Annotated in this window: 15 protein-coding genes; 8 read left to right on the top strand and 7 right to left on the bottom strand. The window is 67.7% G+C overall.

The window, feature by feature from the left end:
- Positions 1-5: 5 nt before the first annotated feature.
- The 5 genes from FHU30_RS16185 to FHU30_RS16205 all read left to right on the top strand — a co-directional run bounded on the left by FHU30_RS16185 (position 6) and on the right by FHU30_RS16205 (position 4,558).
- A complete protein-coding gene (locus tag FHU30_RS16185) occupies positions 6-968 on the top strand; it encodes a DUF2637 domain-containing protein (protein ID WP_253876577.1) in 963 nt (320 codons plus the stop codon).
- 132 nt (positions 969-1,100) lie between these two features.
- Positions 1,101-1,439, top strand: a complete 339-nt coding sequence (locus FHU30_RS16190; protein ID WP_253876579.1) for a hypothetical protein — start codon at positions 1,101-1,103, stop codon at positions 1,437-1,439.
- Positions 1,436-3,391: a toprim domain-containing protein gene (locus tag FHU30_RS16195; protein WP_253876581.1), complete on the top strand. Its 1,956-nt coding sequence runs from the start codon at positions 1,436-1,438 to the stop codon at positions 3,389-3,391. Before FHU30_RS16190 ends, FHU30_RS16195 begins: the two co-directional genes overlap by 4 nt.
- Positions 3,392-3,417: 26 nt before the next feature.
- A complete protein-coding gene (locus tag FHU30_RS16200; protein ID WP_253876583.1) occupies positions 3,418-4,317 on the top strand; it encodes a hypothetical protein in 900 nt (299 codons plus the stop codon).
- 19 nt (positions 4,318-4,336) lie between these two features.
- Positions 4,337-4,558, top strand: coding sequence for a hypothetical protein (locus tag FHU30_RS16205; protein ID WP_253876585.1), 222 nt, complete (start codon positions 4,337-4,339; stop codon positions 4,556-4,558).
- A gap of 94 nt (positions 4,559-4,652) precedes the next feature.
- Here the strand turns inward: FHU30_RS16205 and FHU30_RS16210 are convergent, their stop codons facing one another.
- A complete protein-coding gene (locus FHU30_RS16210) occupies positions 4,653-5,144 on the bottom strand; it encodes a hypothetical protein (RefSeq protein ID WP_253876587.1) in 492 nt (163 codons plus the stop codon).
- Between the two features lie 151 nt (positions 5,145-5,295).
- A complete protein-coding gene (locus tag FHU30_RS16215) occupies positions 5,296-6,402 on the bottom strand; it encodes a DUF1152 domain-containing protein (RefSeq protein WP_253876589.1) in 1,107 nt (368 codons plus the stop codon).
- A gap of 86 nt (positions 6,403-6,488) precedes the next feature.
- Here FHU30_RS16215 and FHU30_RS16220 point away from each other — a divergent pair, with 86 nt between their 5' ends.
- The 3 genes from FHU30_RS16220 (at position 6,489) to FHU30_RS16230 (ending at position 9,998) form a co-directional block, all read left to right on the top strand.
- Positions 6,489-7,232: a GntR family transcriptional regulator gene (locus FHU30_RS16220; RefSeq protein WP_253876590.1), complete on the top strand. Its 744-nt coding sequence runs from the start codon at positions 6,489-6,491 to the stop codon at positions 7,230-7,232.
- Positions 7,233-7,499: 267 nt separating this feature from the next.
- A complete protein-coding gene (locus FHU30_RS16225) occupies positions 7,500-8,246 on the top strand; it encodes an ATP-binding protein (protein ID WP_253876592.1) in 747 nt (248 codons plus the stop codon).
- Between the two features lie 519 nt (positions 8,247-8,765).
- The gene (locus FHU30_RS16230) at positions 8,766-9,998 is read left to right on the top strand and encodes a NucA/NucB deoxyribonuclease domain-containing protein (RefSeq protein WP_253876594.1); all 1,233 of its coding nucleotides are present in this window, start codon (positions 8,766-8,768) and stop codon (positions 9,996-9,998) included.
- Positions 9,999-10,093: 95 nt separating this feature from the next.
- Here the strand turns inward: FHU30_RS16230 and FHU30_RS16235 are convergent, their stop codons facing one another.
- The 5 genes from FHU30_RS16235 to FHU30_RS16255 all read right to left on the bottom strand — a co-directional run bounded on the left by FHU30_RS16235 (position 10,094) and on the right by FHU30_RS16255 (position 15,977).
- On the bottom strand, positions 10,094-10,570 hold the full coding sequence (locus FHU30_RS16235) for a hypothetical protein (RefSeq protein ID WP_253876596.1): 477 nt from the start codon (positions 10,568-10,570) through the stop codon (positions 10,094-10,096).
- Positions 10,571-10,751: 181 nt separating this feature from the next.
- Positions 10,752-12,122 carry a UDP-N-acetylmuramoyl-tripeptide--D-alanyl-D-alanine ligase gene (locus FHU30_RS16240; protein ID WP_253876598.1) on the bottom strand — a complete coding sequence of 457 codons (1,371 nt, stop codon included), beginning with the start codon at positions 12,120-12,122 and terminating at the stop codon, positions 10,752-10,754.
- A 93-nt stretch (positions 12,123-12,215) separates the two neighbouring features.
- Positions 12,216-13,214, bottom strand: coding sequence for a D-alanine--D-alanine ligase family protein (locus FHU30_RS16245; RefSeq protein WP_253876600.1), 999 nt, complete (start codon positions 13,212-13,214; stop codon positions 12,216-12,218).
- Between the two features lie 72 nt (positions 13,215-13,286).
- On the bottom strand, positions 13,287-14,672 hold the full coding sequence (locus tag FHU30_RS16250; RefSeq protein ID WP_253876602.1) for a UDP-N-acetylmuramate--L-alanine ligase: 1,386 nt from the start codon (positions 14,670-14,672) through the stop codon (positions 13,287-13,289).
- A 99-nt stretch (positions 14,673-14,771) separates the two neighbouring features.
- Positions 14,772-15,977, bottom strand: a complete 1,206-nt coding sequence (locus tag FHU30_RS16255; protein WP_253876604.1) for a helix-turn-helix domain-containing protein — start codon at positions 15,975-15,977, stop codon at positions 14,772-14,774.
- Positions 15,978-15,983 lie beyond the last annotated feature (6 nt).

The following is a 15,983-nucleotide window of genomic DNA, read 5'->3' on the forward strand; positions in this document are numbered from 1 at the left end:
TGTCCTTGACGATCGCCCGTCCGCCCTCGTCCCCGGATCCGCTCGAACGCCCGTCGACAGACGCCTTACCGCTCTCCCAGCAAACGCGCACCGTTCGAGCCGTAGCCGGGATCCTCGTGCCGCTGATCGTCACACTGGCGACGCTCGGCGGGATCGGCTCGTTCACCACCGTCCGGACGATGGCCGAGCCGTGGTTCGGCGACCGCGCATGGAGCGTGCCGATCGGCATGGACGTGGGCATCCTCGTCCTGCTCGCCTGGGACCTGCTGATGGAGTACCTGGGCATGCCCTGGCGGATGCTGCGCTGGGTCGCCTGGAGCTACATCGCCTCCACCGTCGCGATCAACGTCCTGGCAGCGAACGGCAATGTGGCCGGGAGCCTCATGCACGCAGCGATGCCGGTGCTGTTCATCACCGTCATGGAAGGCGTCCGGCACCTCATCCGACACCGCGTCGGGCTCGCCTCCGGTACCCGTGGCGCACCTATTCCGGCGCGCCGTTGGCTCCTGGCGCCGGTGTCTACCGCCCTGCTGTGGCGGCGCATGGCGCTCTGGAACATCGCCACCTACCTCGAGGCCCTCGACCTAGAGTATCGGCGCCTCGTAACGGTCGGCGAACTCCAGCAACGCTATGGACGAATGGCATGGCGCTGGCGCACCCCACTACCCGAACGCCTCGGCCTGCGTCTCATGGCCGCCAACCTCCCGGAGCATGCTCCGCCCAACGTCTGCGGTCCCGTCCCGCAAGAGAAGAACGCCCAACCAACGCGCCCTGAATGGCTCAGCAGCGAGCTGCTCCTCGCGGCCCGCCGCGTCTTGGACGAAGCCCGACTGGAGAACCGCGTCCTGACGCGCACGGAACTCGGCCAACAGCTACGAGAACAGGGCCTGACCATCTCCAACGAACGCCTCACCGAACTCCGCCAGCACGCCTCCGTGGACGCGGGCGCCCAGATCGGCACCGCATAGCCAGAAGAAATCATCCCGACGCTGGTGACTCATAGTTGACATGTGATCACCGACAGTGCATCGTCGGAGCGCCAACAACTTTAGTTTACGACTTCTACCCTTGTTGACATTCTTCCCTCGAAGGTGACGCCCATGGCCGCAGCCGCCGCATCGTCCGCCACCGACCCGAACATCCCCGCACCGAGATCACACGGACAGCGCGATCCGGATCAGCGAGCGCGCGAAGCCGGGCTCAACCGGCTGCGCGGCACTCTCGTCGCGCTCGGCGTCCGCACCCGCCTCACCAGGCCCCGCAGCGGCATCTGGCGGCTGCGCCTGCACAGGAACGGCTGGCACGAGACGGTCATGTGCGCCGGCAGCGAAGGTACCTACGCCTACGTCACCGCGCACGGACGCCTGCTCGGCCCTACCTCCGACGTCCACTCCATCGCCCGCCTGCTCGTCTGGATGCTGGACCACCGGCAGCGATGACCCAGGCCGACTTCACCCCGCCCGAGCAAGACGCCGGCACCGCAGCAGGTGCCGGCGTCAACCGGAGCCACGCCGAGAGGCAGCGTCAGCTCGCCGTCCTCCACGGCATCGCAGGCCACCAGCTCCGGCAGCTCCACGCCGGGCGCCTCCCCTGGGCCTCCTTTCTCGACCTGGCCCACCGCCACGGCCGCCACGGCTTCACCAACGCCTTGCTGATCAACGCTCAGGAGGCGGCGGCAACAGACGTCCGGCGCTACGACGACTGGAAAGACCAGGGACGTCAGGTACGCAAGGGCGAGCGCGGTATCCGGATCATTTCGCGCCGCGACGTCCCCTACTCCGTCTTCGACATCGCTCAAACCGACGGTCCCGCTTCAACGACGCCACCCGTTCCGTCCGTGGCCGCCTCCGAAGCCCTACAGCGTCTGTTGGAGCTCGCCGGCGACCTGAACGTCTACGTGGATCGAGGCCGCTGGTCCTACCTCGGTCGCCCTGATCGCCGTATCTCCTTGCCGGGCGAGGTGGATGACGGCCTAGCGACGGCCATCCTCGCCCACCAGCTCGCCCACATCCTTCAACGCGGCGAACACCCAGACCCGCAAGACAACACACCATGCCGGGGGGCGCGCCGCGTCCGCGCCGACTCCATCGCCTACCTCACCCTGGCGCACCTCGGAGCCGACACCAGCGAATTGCGCTTCCCGCCAGTTCCCACCTGGGCCGGGACCGACGAACGCGCGCACCCCTTGGCCGCCGTCGAAGCGATGGGGACGCGAATCGTCCGGACGGCCCAGCGAATCCGCCAACGACTCCCCCTCCGGCCAACCACGGACACGCCTCCCCTCGCCACGCGCCAGGCCGCGCCAACGAAGGCACCCTCGCCTCAACGCGAAGAGCTGATCGAGGCCCTCGCCCAAGCCCAGCAGTTCTTCCGCAAGCACCTGGCCGCAAGCTGGGGACCCGCCTACCTTGCCGAGCGCGGCATCCCGGACGGCACACTGGACGCCTGGGCAATCGGATACGCCCCCGCCAGGGGGCTCGTCGAACACCTCAAGTCCCTCGGCTTCACCAAAACCGCGCTCCACGAGGCAGGCCTGACCAGGAACGCCAGTGCGGGCTCACATCCGTTGTTCGTCGACCGAGTCTCGTTCCCACTTCGCACACCTGACGGCACGATCGTCGGCTTCATCGCCCGCCGCCGCGACACCGGCCGAGGCCCCAAATACCTCAACACCCCGGCAACAAGCCTCTTCGACAAAAGCCAAAACCTGTTCGGACTCGCCCACGGCCGGGAGCGACTGGCCTCAGGCGCCCGGCCCTTAATCGTTGAAGGCCCGCTGGACGTCCTGGCCATCAGCGCCGCCGACCTGGACGAGTACGTGCCTCTCGCCCCGTGCGGAACCGCAATCACCGCTCACCAGCTCCAGCACCTGGACCGTCACGCAGACCTCAACACCCAAGGTCTATTGCTGGCACTCGACGGCGACAAACCGGGACGGCGCGCGATGCTACGCGCCTGGAAGGAACTCCAGCAGGTCAAGGGCCCGGTAGATGCGATCGTCCTCCCGAAAGGCCAGGACCCGGCCGACATCCTGCGCTACCAAGGGCCCACGGGCGTACGCGATTCACTACGATCTGTAACTACCCTCGCCGACCTGGTCGTGGATGCGGAGATCCAACGCGTCGGTGGAACCCTCGAACACGCCGAGACCCGAGTGGCAGCCGCCCGTGCCGCCGCCACCCTCATCGCCCAGGTGTCCGCAGAGCAGATCACCCGCCAGATCCCCCGCATCGCCACAGCGACCGGCGTCCCCGGAGCCACAGTCACCGCTCTGATCGCCGACGCGATCAGCCCAGACATCCCAGCCACGGCCGTCCCCGAATACACGGGCACCTCCGCCACCTCGCCTCCTGCTCCACCATTCCGCCCGCCCCGACGACATGCCCGCTAGTACGCCCAAGCGACAGGAGCCCAGACATGAGTGAGAACCACCATCCCGACCCGTTCACCGACGGGCTCACCCTCAGCGGTCAGCGCCTCAGCCAGATCGCCATAGCCGCGGTGATGGGAGTGCAAGGCCACAACGCCATCGTCCGCCGGTTGGCAGAAGCTCGCCAGGCACAGAAGCAAGCCGCCGTGAAGAGGGAACAGGCAGTACTTCGCGCAGTACGCGAGGAAGCGCGAACCCGCTGGACGCCCGCCCACGACCGGGAATGGCTGAGCCAGGCAAGCCTTCACGAGGTCGGGCAAGCCTGGGGCGCGGCGCTCCCCTACATCGACACCTTGAAGTCAGCACGTTCCGCCGCCGACAAATGCGAAGCCCGGCTGCGGCTTCTCCACCCCTACGCCATGAAGCGTTACGACGAACTGCGCCGTGAGGGCGCGGACCGGCAGGACGCCATGGTGGAAGCGGCTCCCTACTTCACCAAAGCCCCGAACACCCGCACAGGCGACCCCATCCCCACACGGCCAGCCCTCCCCGAAGGGACAGGAACCACTTGGGCCGCGAACCCTCACGGCCCCACCCGCGCCGACCTGGTGGCCGCTCAACAATCCGTCCGTGCCCAACAGATCGCCGCCGACCTACGCGCGAAGTCCCAGGAGAAGGGACACGAACCCGGCACAGGCGAACTGCGCGCGATGCTGGAGGCCACGACCAACCTCTCCGAGGACACGATCACCGAGGCCGTTCCGGTCCGGCCGTCCCGCCGGACGGGCAGCGGAATCGCCACTCCCGAAGGCGAACTCGCAGACACGGCGTTCCCCTTCACCATCGACGAGGCCCTCGCCTTGTCCGGCGCCCGGCAGACCGACCAACCCCCGTCCCGTCGGAAGCCGAGCCCAACGCCCGATCGCAACCGTCGCCGCAACCTCTGACCAGGACGGAGATCCCACCATGCAGTTCCCGACCGGAGACGCGAACCTCGCACTAGCCTTTCTCATCACCGTCGGCGTCGTACTGCTCCCGCTTCTCCCGACATGGATCGCAGTGCTCAGACGCGCCGAGGCGATCTCCTTCATGCTCCTGTTCAACATCCTGTGCTGCGCAACCGTCCTGGCATGGCCAGTAGCCCTGCTCCTCGCTTTCAAGATGCCCCGCCGCATCCCGCCGCTCTGAGCTACTGGCAGCCTCTTCGGAGTCCTCACCCGCGTCTGGATAGTGCGGAGCGATCTAGACGCGACTGTCACCGCGCTTCATTCGAATGCCGGGCTCAGGGCTTCGGAAGTCCGGCCTTGACGCGCCACCAGTGTGCGGACCGGGGGGCCTGGAGCAAGACGGCCATCTGGCGGCAGGCCGCCTCGAACGCTTCACCGTGCGGGGTGTCGCGACCAACTCCCAGCCTGAACTCGTCGACGTTGTGCGTGCCATGATCAGTCTCGCAGTAGCAAGCGAGATTCACCGTCACCACCACAGCCAAGCCTCCACCCACAGTCCACTCGACACTGATGCCGAACTCGTGCCAGTCGGACAGATCCTCGGCCTTCATGACGACAGTAGCCAGCAGGATCTCGTGGATGACGCCGGGCGCCGCCCCGGGGTAGGGGACGTGATCGGGAAACCATTCCCATGTGATCGCGGGCGCCGGTGCCACTACGTCCAGCGCGTCGGCCGCTCGTCGCATCTCTTCGAAGTCGCGCTCCGCGGCGTCTGCGAACAATAATCTCAAGGGGACCTCGGCGAAAGGTCCACGTTCCCCGCCCATACCACTGATCATGGAACGGCCGTGGCAGGATCGCAATGCTCAGATCTGGGTCAAAGCCCTTCAGCGGGACACCTCGACGCTCGGCCACTTCGGAAACCGGCCCTTTCTGCGGAAGTCCGAAGGCCACTGGCACCCAGCCTCTGCTCGGCGGTCAAGAAGCCTTCGGTCGAGTCCGCCACAAGGGCGGAGCGTAGTGGTTGGGCCGCGTCGCGATGAGCTGCGATCGAAGGTTCGCGGCTGCGTCATGGCGCAGGGAGAAGACCTCAGCAACACGCCGGAATGTCACGTAGTCGATCCCTCGGGCCGCGGTCTGCTGCTCGAATGCTCGGACCTGCTCATCGTCCGGCACCTCCCTGAGCGGCTCTCGTCGGCGGCTGCCGGCAGCCTTCTGGCGTTCGAAGTCGATCTCAGAGAAGCCGCAGTAACGACGGATGACCGCCTCGGCTCCATCCAGACTCCTCGTACTCCGCAACGCTCGCGCAGCCGGGTTGAGGGCCAACGCCCTCGTCAAAGGAAGGCGGTACACGTCCAGGCTGCGGTCGGTAAGACGAACCGGGAGGCCTCCACCACGGATTTCCGCAGTCCCGCGGAGGCCGCGTGCTGCAGCCACCAACAACGCGGTCGCTTCCGAAGGGTGCCAGTCGAGGATGTGCGCATACCGATCGACGTCGGCCGCAGTGAGCTTGCCGGCCAGGTCGCTCCCGGTACGGGAGAGAACTTCAGCCTCGGTGAGTTCACCATCGAGGCCCGGGCCGGCGACCAGAACCGTCACGGGGAGGCCCAGTTCATCGCAGGCTGCCAAGATCAGGGCGTCGGCGAGAGGGCTGCGCAACCCGACCTCGTCTCCCCGCGCGAGGACGTCTCCACCGACGTCGACCACCTCGACACTGCGAGACTCGGTCACGGTCACGAGTTCGCGGATCTGGGCGTGTAGGCCGGTTGCACCACCTGCCGGGTCCAAGAGGAACAGCGGCATGCCCAGCTCTGCCGCCAAGCGAGGCAGCGTCGATCCAGCAGGCGGTAGGGGCCGCGTGTTCTCCGTGATCACAGCGACCTGTTCACCAACGCGTCCGAGCCCGGTGAAGTCGGCGACGCCACGAGGCCCTGGCCTCGGATCAACGGCGAGGCGATCCCACGCCCAGGTGGCGATCGCCGCCGGCTCGGTCCGAGACATCCGGCGGATCGCGGCCGCGACGTGGATGATCGCTGCGGCCAAGGCGTCTCCCCCGCCACCCGCCGCGATCAGGAGCCGAGACATATCCAGCAGCCTAGGGTCGGCTCGGAGCCGCCTGGCTAAGATGGTGGCTAGTGGATCTGTCCACTCCCACATCCCGGAGGCGTCACGTGCCCGAGCTGGAGCAGTCGCTGCCGAAGTACCTGCAGATCGCCGCGCACATCCGCGATCAGATTCTCCGCGGTGACCTGGGACCTGGCGACGAGGTCCCGTCGGAGCGGCAGATCGCCGCCCAATGGGACGTGTCGCGTCCGACGGCGACCAAGGCGCTGGAAGCGCTCCGGACTCAAGGCCTCGTCGAGTCGCGGCGCGGCTCGGGTACCTACGTCCTCGACCGGTACGGGCTGCACCGCCGCGCTCGGGAACGCTACCAACGCGCATCACAAACCGGACGGATCTATCCGCCAAGCGAGCGCGCCGAGATCGTCTCGTCCGAAGTGGTGACTGCGCCCGCGCATGTATCCGAAGCGCTGACTCTCCCAGAACGCGCGCGAGCACTGCGACGGCAGCGCACGGTCTTCCGCGACGACCGTCCGGTGGAGATCTCCGTCTCCTGGTACTCCGAAGCCGTCGCCGAGCGCGCGCCGCTGCTGAAGGACCGGGCGCGTATCCGGCAGGGCACGGTCGCATACCTGGAGGGTGCCACCGGTCGTCGGGCGAGGCACGGCCATGACCGTGTTTCCGCACGCCTGGCCAGCGAAGCCGAGCTGGAGGTCTTCGGGTTGGCCGGGCCGGCGGCCGTGCTGGTCGTGCGGCACACCGTGTACGACATGGACGAGCACCCCATGGAGTTCGCCGAAGCCGTCTATCCACCCGACGCGTGGACCTTCGAAGAGACGTACATGATCCACTGAGGATCGTTTCCCGGAAGTCATTGCCGACCGTAGTGCCTCATGACACTCTGGGTAAGTGGCATAGGCCACTATCCGGAAAGGCTAAGTGGCCAACCGTAGGCAAGCCCCTCCCAAAGCACGCGGTCCCGGCCGGTGATGCGACCACCAGCCGGGACCAATCGGACACTGGAGGTCCGACTTGAGACAGGATCCCACGCGCCCTTCCAAGCGCATGACGCCCCCGGCCACTCTGGACCAGCCCCCGGCTCGCGCACAGTGGAGTCCCAGATGAGCGCCGGACACCCCGCCGATCTCCCCTACGGCGGCGCGTGCGCTTGGCCGCTTCCACCCGACGAACATTGCGCACACGTAGCACGCACCGAACTGGGCCGCGCCATGGAGATTCTGGGCTTCGAAACCGACGCCGTGGACAGCGCCGAACTCGCAGTCAGCGAGCTCGCGACCAACGCGCTCCAGCACACCGCCAGCCGTTGGCCGCTCCAGCCGGAGTCGGTCAGCGAGCTGGCGATATGGGCGCGGTTGAAGCCCCAGCCCGAACTTGTGGTCTCGGTGTTCGACCTCGACCGGCAGGTCATGCCGCACCCCGGAGACGCCAACCTGCTGGCCGAGCGCGGGCGCGGCATGACCATCGTCGAAGCCGTCACCAACGGCTGGGGCTCCCATCCGTCCAGGTCACGCCTGACGCCTCAGCCGCTGCCCGGCAAGGCCGTCTGGATGGCGCTCCCGCTCCCCCCAGACTGGCCGCGCCCCACAGGCCCAATCTTCCCCGCCGTTGCCGCACAGCGCCTGACCATGAACCTGGCCGCGCGCGGAGTGGCCACGAACCGCACCACCGAGCGCTCGGGCATCTCGCTGGTAGCCGTGTCCGGCCTGAACGTCTGGGTCCGCCCGTCCGTGTTCTCTTGGACCGATCCCACCGGCTCCTGCCGCACCCATCCGCACATCGACCTGCAAGAAACCACCGAACACATCATCACGAACCTGGAGCGGGCGGACTGCCCGACATCCGGCTGACCACGAGCCAATCCGGGGCGGCATCCTCGTTGGGCGAGACGGACTGTCCGCGGCAGAAGAATCGCCCCCTCCCAGGATGCCGCCACCATGGATTCGGCGGAGTCGGCCTACCGTCTCACTCGTGCCGACGTTCCAGCACCCTTGGACTCGGCATAGTCGCACTGGCCTCCGAGAGTCGCGGGGCCGCACCATCATGCCGCCTTCCGAGGCGATGACCACCCGGCTCCCCGCAGGCCGCCGATTTCGTGAGCGCTATCGACACCCATCGGGTTTGACCGGTGAACATGGCCACTATGTGCCGTTCGTGACACATGAGCAGATTGATGCAGGTCGGGGTAGCGAAGTCCGTGATGGCACCGATGCGGACCGCCTCACGGTCAGTGATCACCCGGATGGCTGCGGACAAACTTCGATAATTAGGTTGACTCTGTCCTTTTACTCTCCTTTACGGAGGATGCCATGAAATGGCAGAGACAGCTGCGCCATGCTGCGGCCCTAGCTACCGTGGGGGCTGTGGGAATGGCTTCACTCGGCTCCCCCGCAGCCGCTTCCACCGCCGTCACGCCGGCCCCGATCGTTGTCGGACCCATCGAAAAGGTCTCCGCCAGCGGATACGTCGCGTTACCAGGCCAGACCGCTACGCCGGGCAAGACACCGCCGCCCCGGCCCCCCGTGGCCGAAACCGAGCACGCCGACGAGTCAGCCCGCAGGCTTGGGATCACCTACGACAGCCCAGAAGCCCGCGCCACCACACAAGCGACGCCTGGGACAGTGACGCTGCGCCAGTGCCGCAAGGCGCTAGGGAACTACGGCCACAGAGTGATCAACCGCTACAACTTCTGCGCAGTCGACCAGGTCACCTTCGCGGTGAGAGTGGGGACCAAGGAGATCGCCCGAGTCTGGTGGCGAGAGACGACGGCAGGGCAGGGATACAAGGGGGCACGGAAGGTGACCCTGATCACCGGCATGGACCAGTTCAGGTTCCGGGGGCGTATCGACACCACGCAGCCGCTCCGCATCGGAGTCGGCACCAGCGGCTACAACGGTTCGGACGGCAAGAACCCACCCGCCAAGGCCAGCCCCTACCCATGGGTGACCGGGACCATGAACTCCTGGCGTCAGGGCAAGACCGCCACCATCACCCTCAGCGGAGCGGCAGGTAAGGGCTACAGTCGCGACGATGTCTTCCGCTCTAGCTTTGCAGTGAACGCCGCAAACGTATCTGGTAACTCCATCATCTTCGTGGACGGCGTGAGGTTCGATTCGGCCAGCTATCTCGGTAAGAACGGAGCCGGGGTATTCGACCGATCGGTTCCGACCATGGCCAAGTACAGGACGACGTCGGCGCGTAACGGGGCCGTCGCGCGACACATCCAGCAAGCACAGACCAAGCCCAACACCACCTACCCGCCCAAGGCCGGCGGAGGGAAGGAAATTCCCGGATCCCCTGCATCCAAGTCGCCGCTGCACCGGCTCATGAGCACCTGGAACAAGGCCGCACGCGACCGCTACAGGAAGAACCGAAGCACCGTGACAAGTGCCTGCCGACCGCTCACACACCATGCCGGCGAGGAGTGCGACGAGTTCCCGTTCGCCTCATCGTGGGAGGGCGCCGGGGCCGGCAATGGCAACTACTCGGTGAAGTACGTCAACGGGACCCAGAACGGCAACGCGGGAACCGACCTCAACAACTGGTACGTCAGCGACCGAATCCTGCACTTCGATGCCTTCTACGTGAAGATCTTCACCTGAGCCGACTGGCATCGCGCGGTCGTGGCCGGCCTTCACTCCAGGCCGGCCACAGGCCCGCGTCCGTCCATGGCTCATACGCCCGCACCTCGGATAGATCAGGGGCCGAGATCCTGCGGCCAAAGCCGGACGAGGTAGCGCTCCAGCCCCTCGAACACCGGCGGATCGCTCGTTTCCTGCATTGCACGAGCGTCAGCCCCACCACCATGGCGAAAGACCTCAATGGCATACCGACCCGGCCCCGGTAAGGCCAGTTCCACATCGGTTGGGCCATGCGCGAAGGCCCACGGCACCAGGAAACCCGCGGAACTACGGAAAGTCTGACGTCCCAGAGAGGCGAATCCAGCGGGCGCGGGCGGTGGATCCCCGTCCCACGATTCCATGGCAATGTCGGCATCATGCATGGCAATGGTGCTGGCCACTTTGATGCCGCCGGAACCGACCGCGAACCCGTGATCCTTAACTCTCAGTGAGAGCCACGAGGCATCTTCAAGATCGTCGCCATCGGCGATACCGAATTGACCGCGCTCCACCGTCACGACCGTGCTGACCTCGCTCAGCAGATGCGATACCACGTCGGCTCGCCTCCTCCCCGGGAAGAAACCATCAGTGCTCCGCCCGATGCTAACTCTCCTCGGCTGGCGGTTCCCCTTATCCCGGCGGGACCCAGCGCACTTCCGACACGACCTGCATTCCCGCCCCCGCCGACCGACGAGCCATCGGTTGATGACATCGCCACTGTGAATCGCGGGAGTACTACTCGGCGGCGAGGAGTTGTTTGCCCAGCTGATCGAGGTGGAGGGCGTGGCTGGCTTTGATGAGGACGACGTCGCCGGGCTTCAGGACAGGGAGGAGCGCGTTGTAGGCCTCATCGTGGTCTTGGGCAGCGTCGATCGGCAGGTCAGGGTTGGCCTGGCCGGCGGCATCAGCGATCGTTTGGGCGTCGTTGGTGCCGACCGTAATGAGGTGGTCGATGCCCGGGCCGCCGACGAGGCGCCCGACCTCTGCGTGAGCCCGGTGGCTTTCTTCGCCGAGTTCGCGCATTTCGCCGAGGACGGCGATGGTGCGGCGGCCGTTGGCGAGGGCGATGGCGGCGTGGAGGCTGGCGGTCATGGAGTCGAGGTTGGCGTTGAAGGCGTCGTTGATGATGGTGACGCCGTCGGCGCGTTCGATGACCTCGAAACGTCCCGAGGAGAGCGGCTTGGCCTGGGTGAGGGCGGTAGCGATGGCGGGGGTGGGCATGCCGACGCCGTGGGCGACGGCGGCTGCGGCCAGGGCGTTGGAGACCTGGTGTTCGCCGTGGACCTGGAGGGTGACCGGGGTGGTGCCGTCCGGGGTGGTCAGGGTGAAGCGGGCTTTGCCGTGGTTGAGGGTGACGTCGGTGGCGCGGATGGTGGCGTCGGGGTTGCGGCCGAACATCACGACGGGAGCCTTGGTGCGGGTGCCCATCGCGGCGACCAGGACGTCGTCGGCGTTCAGGACGGCCAGGCCGTCAGCGGGGAGGGCTTGGACGAGTTCGCCCTTGGCGGTGGCGATGGCCTCCCGGCCGCCGAACTCCCCGACGTGTGCGGTGCCGACGTTGAGGACCAGGCCGATCTGGGGTGGGACCAGGTCGGTGAGGTAGGTGATGTGGCCGATGTTGCGGGCGCCCATCTCCAGCACCAGGTAGCGGGTGTCGGGTTCGGCGCGCAGGACGGTCAGCGGCAGGCCGATCTCGTTGTTGAACGAGCGGTCGGTGGCGACGGTGGGCGCGTGCTGCTGGAGGACTTGCAGTAGGAGGTCTTTGGTGGAGGTCTTGCCGGACGAGCCGGTCAGGCCGATCACGGTGGTGTCGGTCAGGCGGGCGGCGACGGTGTGGGCGAGGCGTCCCATGGCTGCGGTGACGTCATCGACGACGATGGCGGGGGTGCCGACGGGGCGGGTGACCAGCGCGGCGGTGGCTCCGGCGGCGATGGCTTGCGGGGCGAAGTCGTGGCCGTCGGCGTGGTCGCCGGCAAGGGCGGCGAACAGGCCGCCGGGCTGGATGAGCCGGGAGTCGATCACGGCCGGTGCGGTGACCTGGAGGTTGGGGTCGGGGGCCACGTCCATCCGTCCGCCGACGGTGCGGGCGATCTCTTCCAAGGTCATCGGGATCACGAGGCGACTCCAGCAGGCGGACGGGTCCGGACGGTTCATTGTTGCTGATCAGTGGCTTGTCCTGCGGAAACACGCGCGGCGCGGTCAGGGTCGGTAGCCGTCGGCGCGGGTGGCGGCGTGCAGGATGCGGGTGATGAGGGTGTCGTAGTCGAGGTCGGCGGCGGCCGCCATGGTGGCCATGTTCCCGGTGTGGGAGAGGCCAGGCAGGGCGTTGGTCTCCAGCCACCACAGCCGGCCGTGGTGGTCGAGGATGAAGTCGGAGCGGGAGTGGCTGCGGCAGCCCAGCAGTTGGTGAGCGGCGAGGGCGGCGCGGGTCAGGTCGGCGTGGCGCTGGGTGGTCAGCGGTGCGGGGCAGCGGTAGGTGCAGTGAGCGGGGTGCTGCTTGGTGGCGTGGTCGTACAGTTCGCCGGTCAGCTCGATCTCCAGCGGGGGTAGCGCGACGACGGTGTCTTCGCCGCTCTCCAGGACGCCGACTGACAAGTGGCGTCCGGCCAAGTAGGGCTCGATGAGCAGTTCCTGGCCGGGGCGGTGGGCGGGGGCGAGCCGGGTCAGCAGTTCGTGGAGTTCGGGTTCGTCGTGGGCCAGGTGCAGGTCGATCGAGCAGCCCTGGGAGGCGGGCTTGAGCACGACGGGCGGCTTGAGGACAGCGAGGATCCGGCTCGTCCAGTCATCTGCGAAGGCTTCGGCCAGACGGGTCGGCTGCGTCTCGGTGCAGTGCAGCCAGGGTTCGACGGGGCGGGCAAGCGTACGGCGCAGCAGCTTCTTGGCGGTCGGCTTGTGCATCGCCAGCGCGGACGCCAAGACCCCCGAGCCGGTGTAGGGGATGTCCAGCAGCTCCAACATGCCTTGAAGCTTGCCGTCCTCGGCGTACTGACCGGCGATCGCAAGGAACGCGACATCGGCCTTGCGGACCTGCTGATCGAACAGCGGCGCGGCGACATCCAACTCGATCACGCTGTAACCCTGGCGGCGCAGCGACTCCGCGACCGCGGCCCCCGACAGCAGCGACCGGTCACGCTCCCGCGAGCGTCCTCCAGTGCACACAGCCACGACGCCCCGCCCGGGTGAGATCTTGAAGACCATGAGGTTCTCCTGAAAGCTCGCCGCGCTGCTGTGGGAGGAGCGGCGCGGCGAGCGTTTGGAAGGGGCTGAAGGTCAGGACGCCAGGGCGAGATCGCCGAGCAGGCTGCAGAGCTGCGGACCGAGCTCGGTGACGCCGCCGGTGCCCATGGTGAGGATCACGTCGCCCTGCCTGGCGCGGTCGGCCAGCAACTGTGTGCCCTCGTCCGGAGCATCGTGCGCGTCCCAGACCGGGACGTGGTGGTCGCGCAGCTCGTTGCGGATCTCGGTCAGCGCCTCCGGCCCGGAAGCAGTGAATTGGCTGTGGAGTGGGAGGAGCAAGACGCCTGCGCTGCTGGCCAGAGCACGGCCGATCTGCGGGCCGAAGTGCTCGACGCGCACCGCGCCGGACGGCTCGAAGGCGATCCAGATCCGACCTCGGGGCGAGGCGATGGTGCGCGCGGCAGCCAGGTCGGCCGTGATGGCGGTCGGGTGGTGAGCGAAGGAATCGACAACTGCGACGCCGTGGTGGTTGCCGTGCAACGTCAACCGGCGATGCACTCCGGGGTAGGTGGCCAGGGCACGGGCGGCCTCGTCCGGTGGGACGCCGAGTAGGTGGGCGGTGGTGACGGCGGCGACCGCGTCCAAAGCCAGCTGCCGACCGGGGAACGGCAGATAGATCTCGACCTGTTGGCCACCGACGCGGGCAACAGTGTGGGAGTTACCTCGGCGCAGCATCAAGCTGCGAATGTCGGTACTGGCGGTGGGGCTGCTGCCGTAGGTCACCACGCGAGGGCTGATCGGTCCGCGGAGCCGCTCCATCAGCAGCGCCGCGCCCGGGTCGTCGGAGCAGATGACCACGGTGCCGGTCACCGGGAGCCGCCGGACGAACCCCTCGAAGAGCGTCAGGGTGTCGCCCAAGCCATTGAGGGTCTCGGGGTGGTCGTCGTCCACGCTGGTGATGACCGCGATTCGCGGCGACATAAGCAGCAGCGAGCGATCGGATTCGTCGGCCTCCACCACCATCGGTCCGCGTCCGGTCCGGGCGTTTCCGGCACCGATCAGCCGACCGCCCAGCGCGAAGGCGGGGTCCTGGCCGGTCTCGGCGAGGATGTGCGCAAGCATCGCGCTGGTGGTGGTCTTGCCGTGGGTTCCGGTCACGGCGACGCTGGTCCGGTCGCGCATCAGCTCCGCCAGCGCCTGGGCCCGGTGGATCACCGGGAGGCCGGCGGCGCGGGCGCGCAACACCTCGGCGTCCTCAACATCGATGGCGGACGACACCACGGCGCATGTGGCGGTGCCTAGTGCGGGACGGGCGGTCGTGCGTTTGCGGTCCCATCCCGTGAACGTGCGGTCGGCTCCGGCGTACAGCTCCGCCAGCGCCGACATCCCCACGCCGTCGCACCCGATCAGGTGCGGACGACTCACGTCCACGCCCGGCACCCATGCTGGTGTTCGGGCATTGCGTCGAGTCTCGGTCATCCCGGTCCTCCTTGGTCGCGGCCGGTGAGACGACCCTGACGGTAGGAGTCCAGAACGCTGACAACCCGAACTCTCAGCTCGGGTTACCGCCGGGCTCGGCTAGGCGAACAATCCGACTCGGTCGGCCATCTGCCGAACCTGCGGGGCGAGGGTCGGGCGGGCGCGCCGCAACAGCCCCTGGACGAGATCACGCACCAGCGGGTTGTGGCACATGTCCTCCGGCGCCGCGCGCTCCACCTCAAGCAGATGCAGAAGGACGGCGTGGTCCTCGCGGCGCTGCTCGTAGCAGCGCGCAAGCTCCATTGAGAACGTGGCGCGGCGTTCCACCGACGGGCATCGGGCGAGGTCGATCCGGTCGGCCAGGTGCAGGGCCTGACTGGTCTCGCCGGTCTCCATCTCGATCGATACCGCGTGGAGGCCGACGTTGGTGGGGCCGAACACCGTCCAGAACACGTTGCCCTCCCCCACGCGAGATGCTGCGGGTTGGGCCCGCTCGCGGAGGCGGTCCCGGGCCGTCCAGCCGTCGCCGGCGCGGACGGCGGCGATCGTGGTCACCAACCACAACGCGCCCTGCAACGCCACACGCGGCATTTCCTCGGTCGTGTGCTTCTCATCATCGAGCTGCTCGACGGCATGCGCAGCGATGTCTTCGGCCGCCTCGGCCTCGTTCACCGTCAGCAGCACCTGCCCGACGTTCCATTGCGCCGCCGCGATGCGCAGAGGATCGTCGGCATCCTCGGCGGCGCGAAGGCCCCGGTCTGCCACCAGCAACGCCAGGTCGGTCCGGCCGATGCGCTTGGTGTAGGTGCGCAGCAGGAAGTACAGATCGGCGGCAACCTCGGAGGCGCGGCGACGCTCATGCGGCCGCGCCCAGACGGCTGCCTCGACGTCCCGGATCAGTGCGGGCAGGAGTGGCCCGGTCTCGGAATACCGGCGCGCCGAGCCCTGCCAACTCGCCCACGCCGCGTCCACCCGTCCACGGAGTTCGGCCAGCGGTCGCGGCTCGTCCGTTCCCGGCCGCCTGGTCATCAGCGCGGTGTGCAGCTCCGACGCGGCGACCGACCGCGCACTGGCGACCGGTCCGCTGCCCGGCTCGCCGAGCAACGCCGATGTCGGCACGAGCAGGATCCGCGACAACGCATGCAGTAGCGTCACCGACGGCGTCTTCAGCCCGCGTTCGAGCTGCGACAGGTAGTCCTCGCTGATCCCGGCCAACCCGGCGACCACCGCCTGGGTTTTCCGGCTGGACTGGCGGTAGAACCGAATACGATCGCCGATCGAGCTTCCCGGCGAACCTGCTGCCATATCGCC

It is taken from the genome of Actinomadura rupiterrae (assembly GCF_024172125.1).
GTDB lineage: Bacteria > Actinomycetota > Actinomycetes > Streptosporangiales > Streptosporangiaceae > Spirillospora > Spirillospora rupiterrae.

Coding starts and splice junctions, on each gene's coding strand:
- FHU30_RS16190 (WP_253876579.1), top strand. CDS start 1,101: ATGGCCGCAGCCGCCGCATCGTCCGCCACCGACCCGAACATCCCCGCA.
- FHU30_RS16195 (WP_253876581.1), top strand. CDS start 1,436: ATGACCCAGGCCGACTTCACCCCGCCCGAGCAAGACGCCGGCACCGCA.
- FHU30_RS16200 (WP_253876583.1), top strand. CDS start 3,418: ATGAGTGAGAACCACCATCCCGACCCGTTCACCGACGGGCTCACCCTC.
- FHU30_RS16205 (WP_253876585.1), top strand. CDS start 4,337: ATGCAGTTCCCGACCGGAGACGCGAACCTCGCACTAGCCTTTCTCATC.
- FHU30_RS16210 (WP_253876587.1), bottom strand. CDS start 5,144: ATGGGCGGGGAACGTGGACCTTTCGCCGAGGTCCCCTTGAGATTATTG.
- FHU30_RS16215 (WP_253876589.1), bottom strand. CDS start 6,402: ATGTCTCGGCTCCTGATCGCGGCGGGTGGCGGGGGAGACGCCTTGGCC.
- FHU30_RS16225 (WP_253876592.1), top strand. CDS start 7,500: ATGAGCGCCGGACACCCCGCCGATCTCCCCTACGGCGGCGCGTGCGCT.
- FHU30_RS16230 (WP_253876594.1), top strand. CDS start 8,766: ATGGCTTCACTCGGCTCCCCCGCAGCCGCTTCCACCGCCGTCACGCCG.
- FHU30_RS16240 (WP_253876598.1), bottom strand. CDS start 12,122: ATGACCTTGGAAGAGATCGCCCGCACCGTCGGCGGACGGATGGACGTG.
- FHU30_RS16245 (WP_253876600.1), bottom strand. CDS start 13,214: ATGGTCTTCAAGATCTCACCCGGGCGGGGCGTCGTGGCTGTGTGCACT.
- FHU30_RS16250 (WP_253876602.1), bottom strand. CDS start 14,672: ATGACCGAGACTCGACGCAATGCCCGAACACCAGCATGGGTGCCGGGC.
- FHU30_RS16255 (WP_253876604.1), bottom strand. CDS start 15,977: ATGGCAGCAGGTTCGCCGGGAAGCTCGATCGGCGATCGTATTCGGTTC.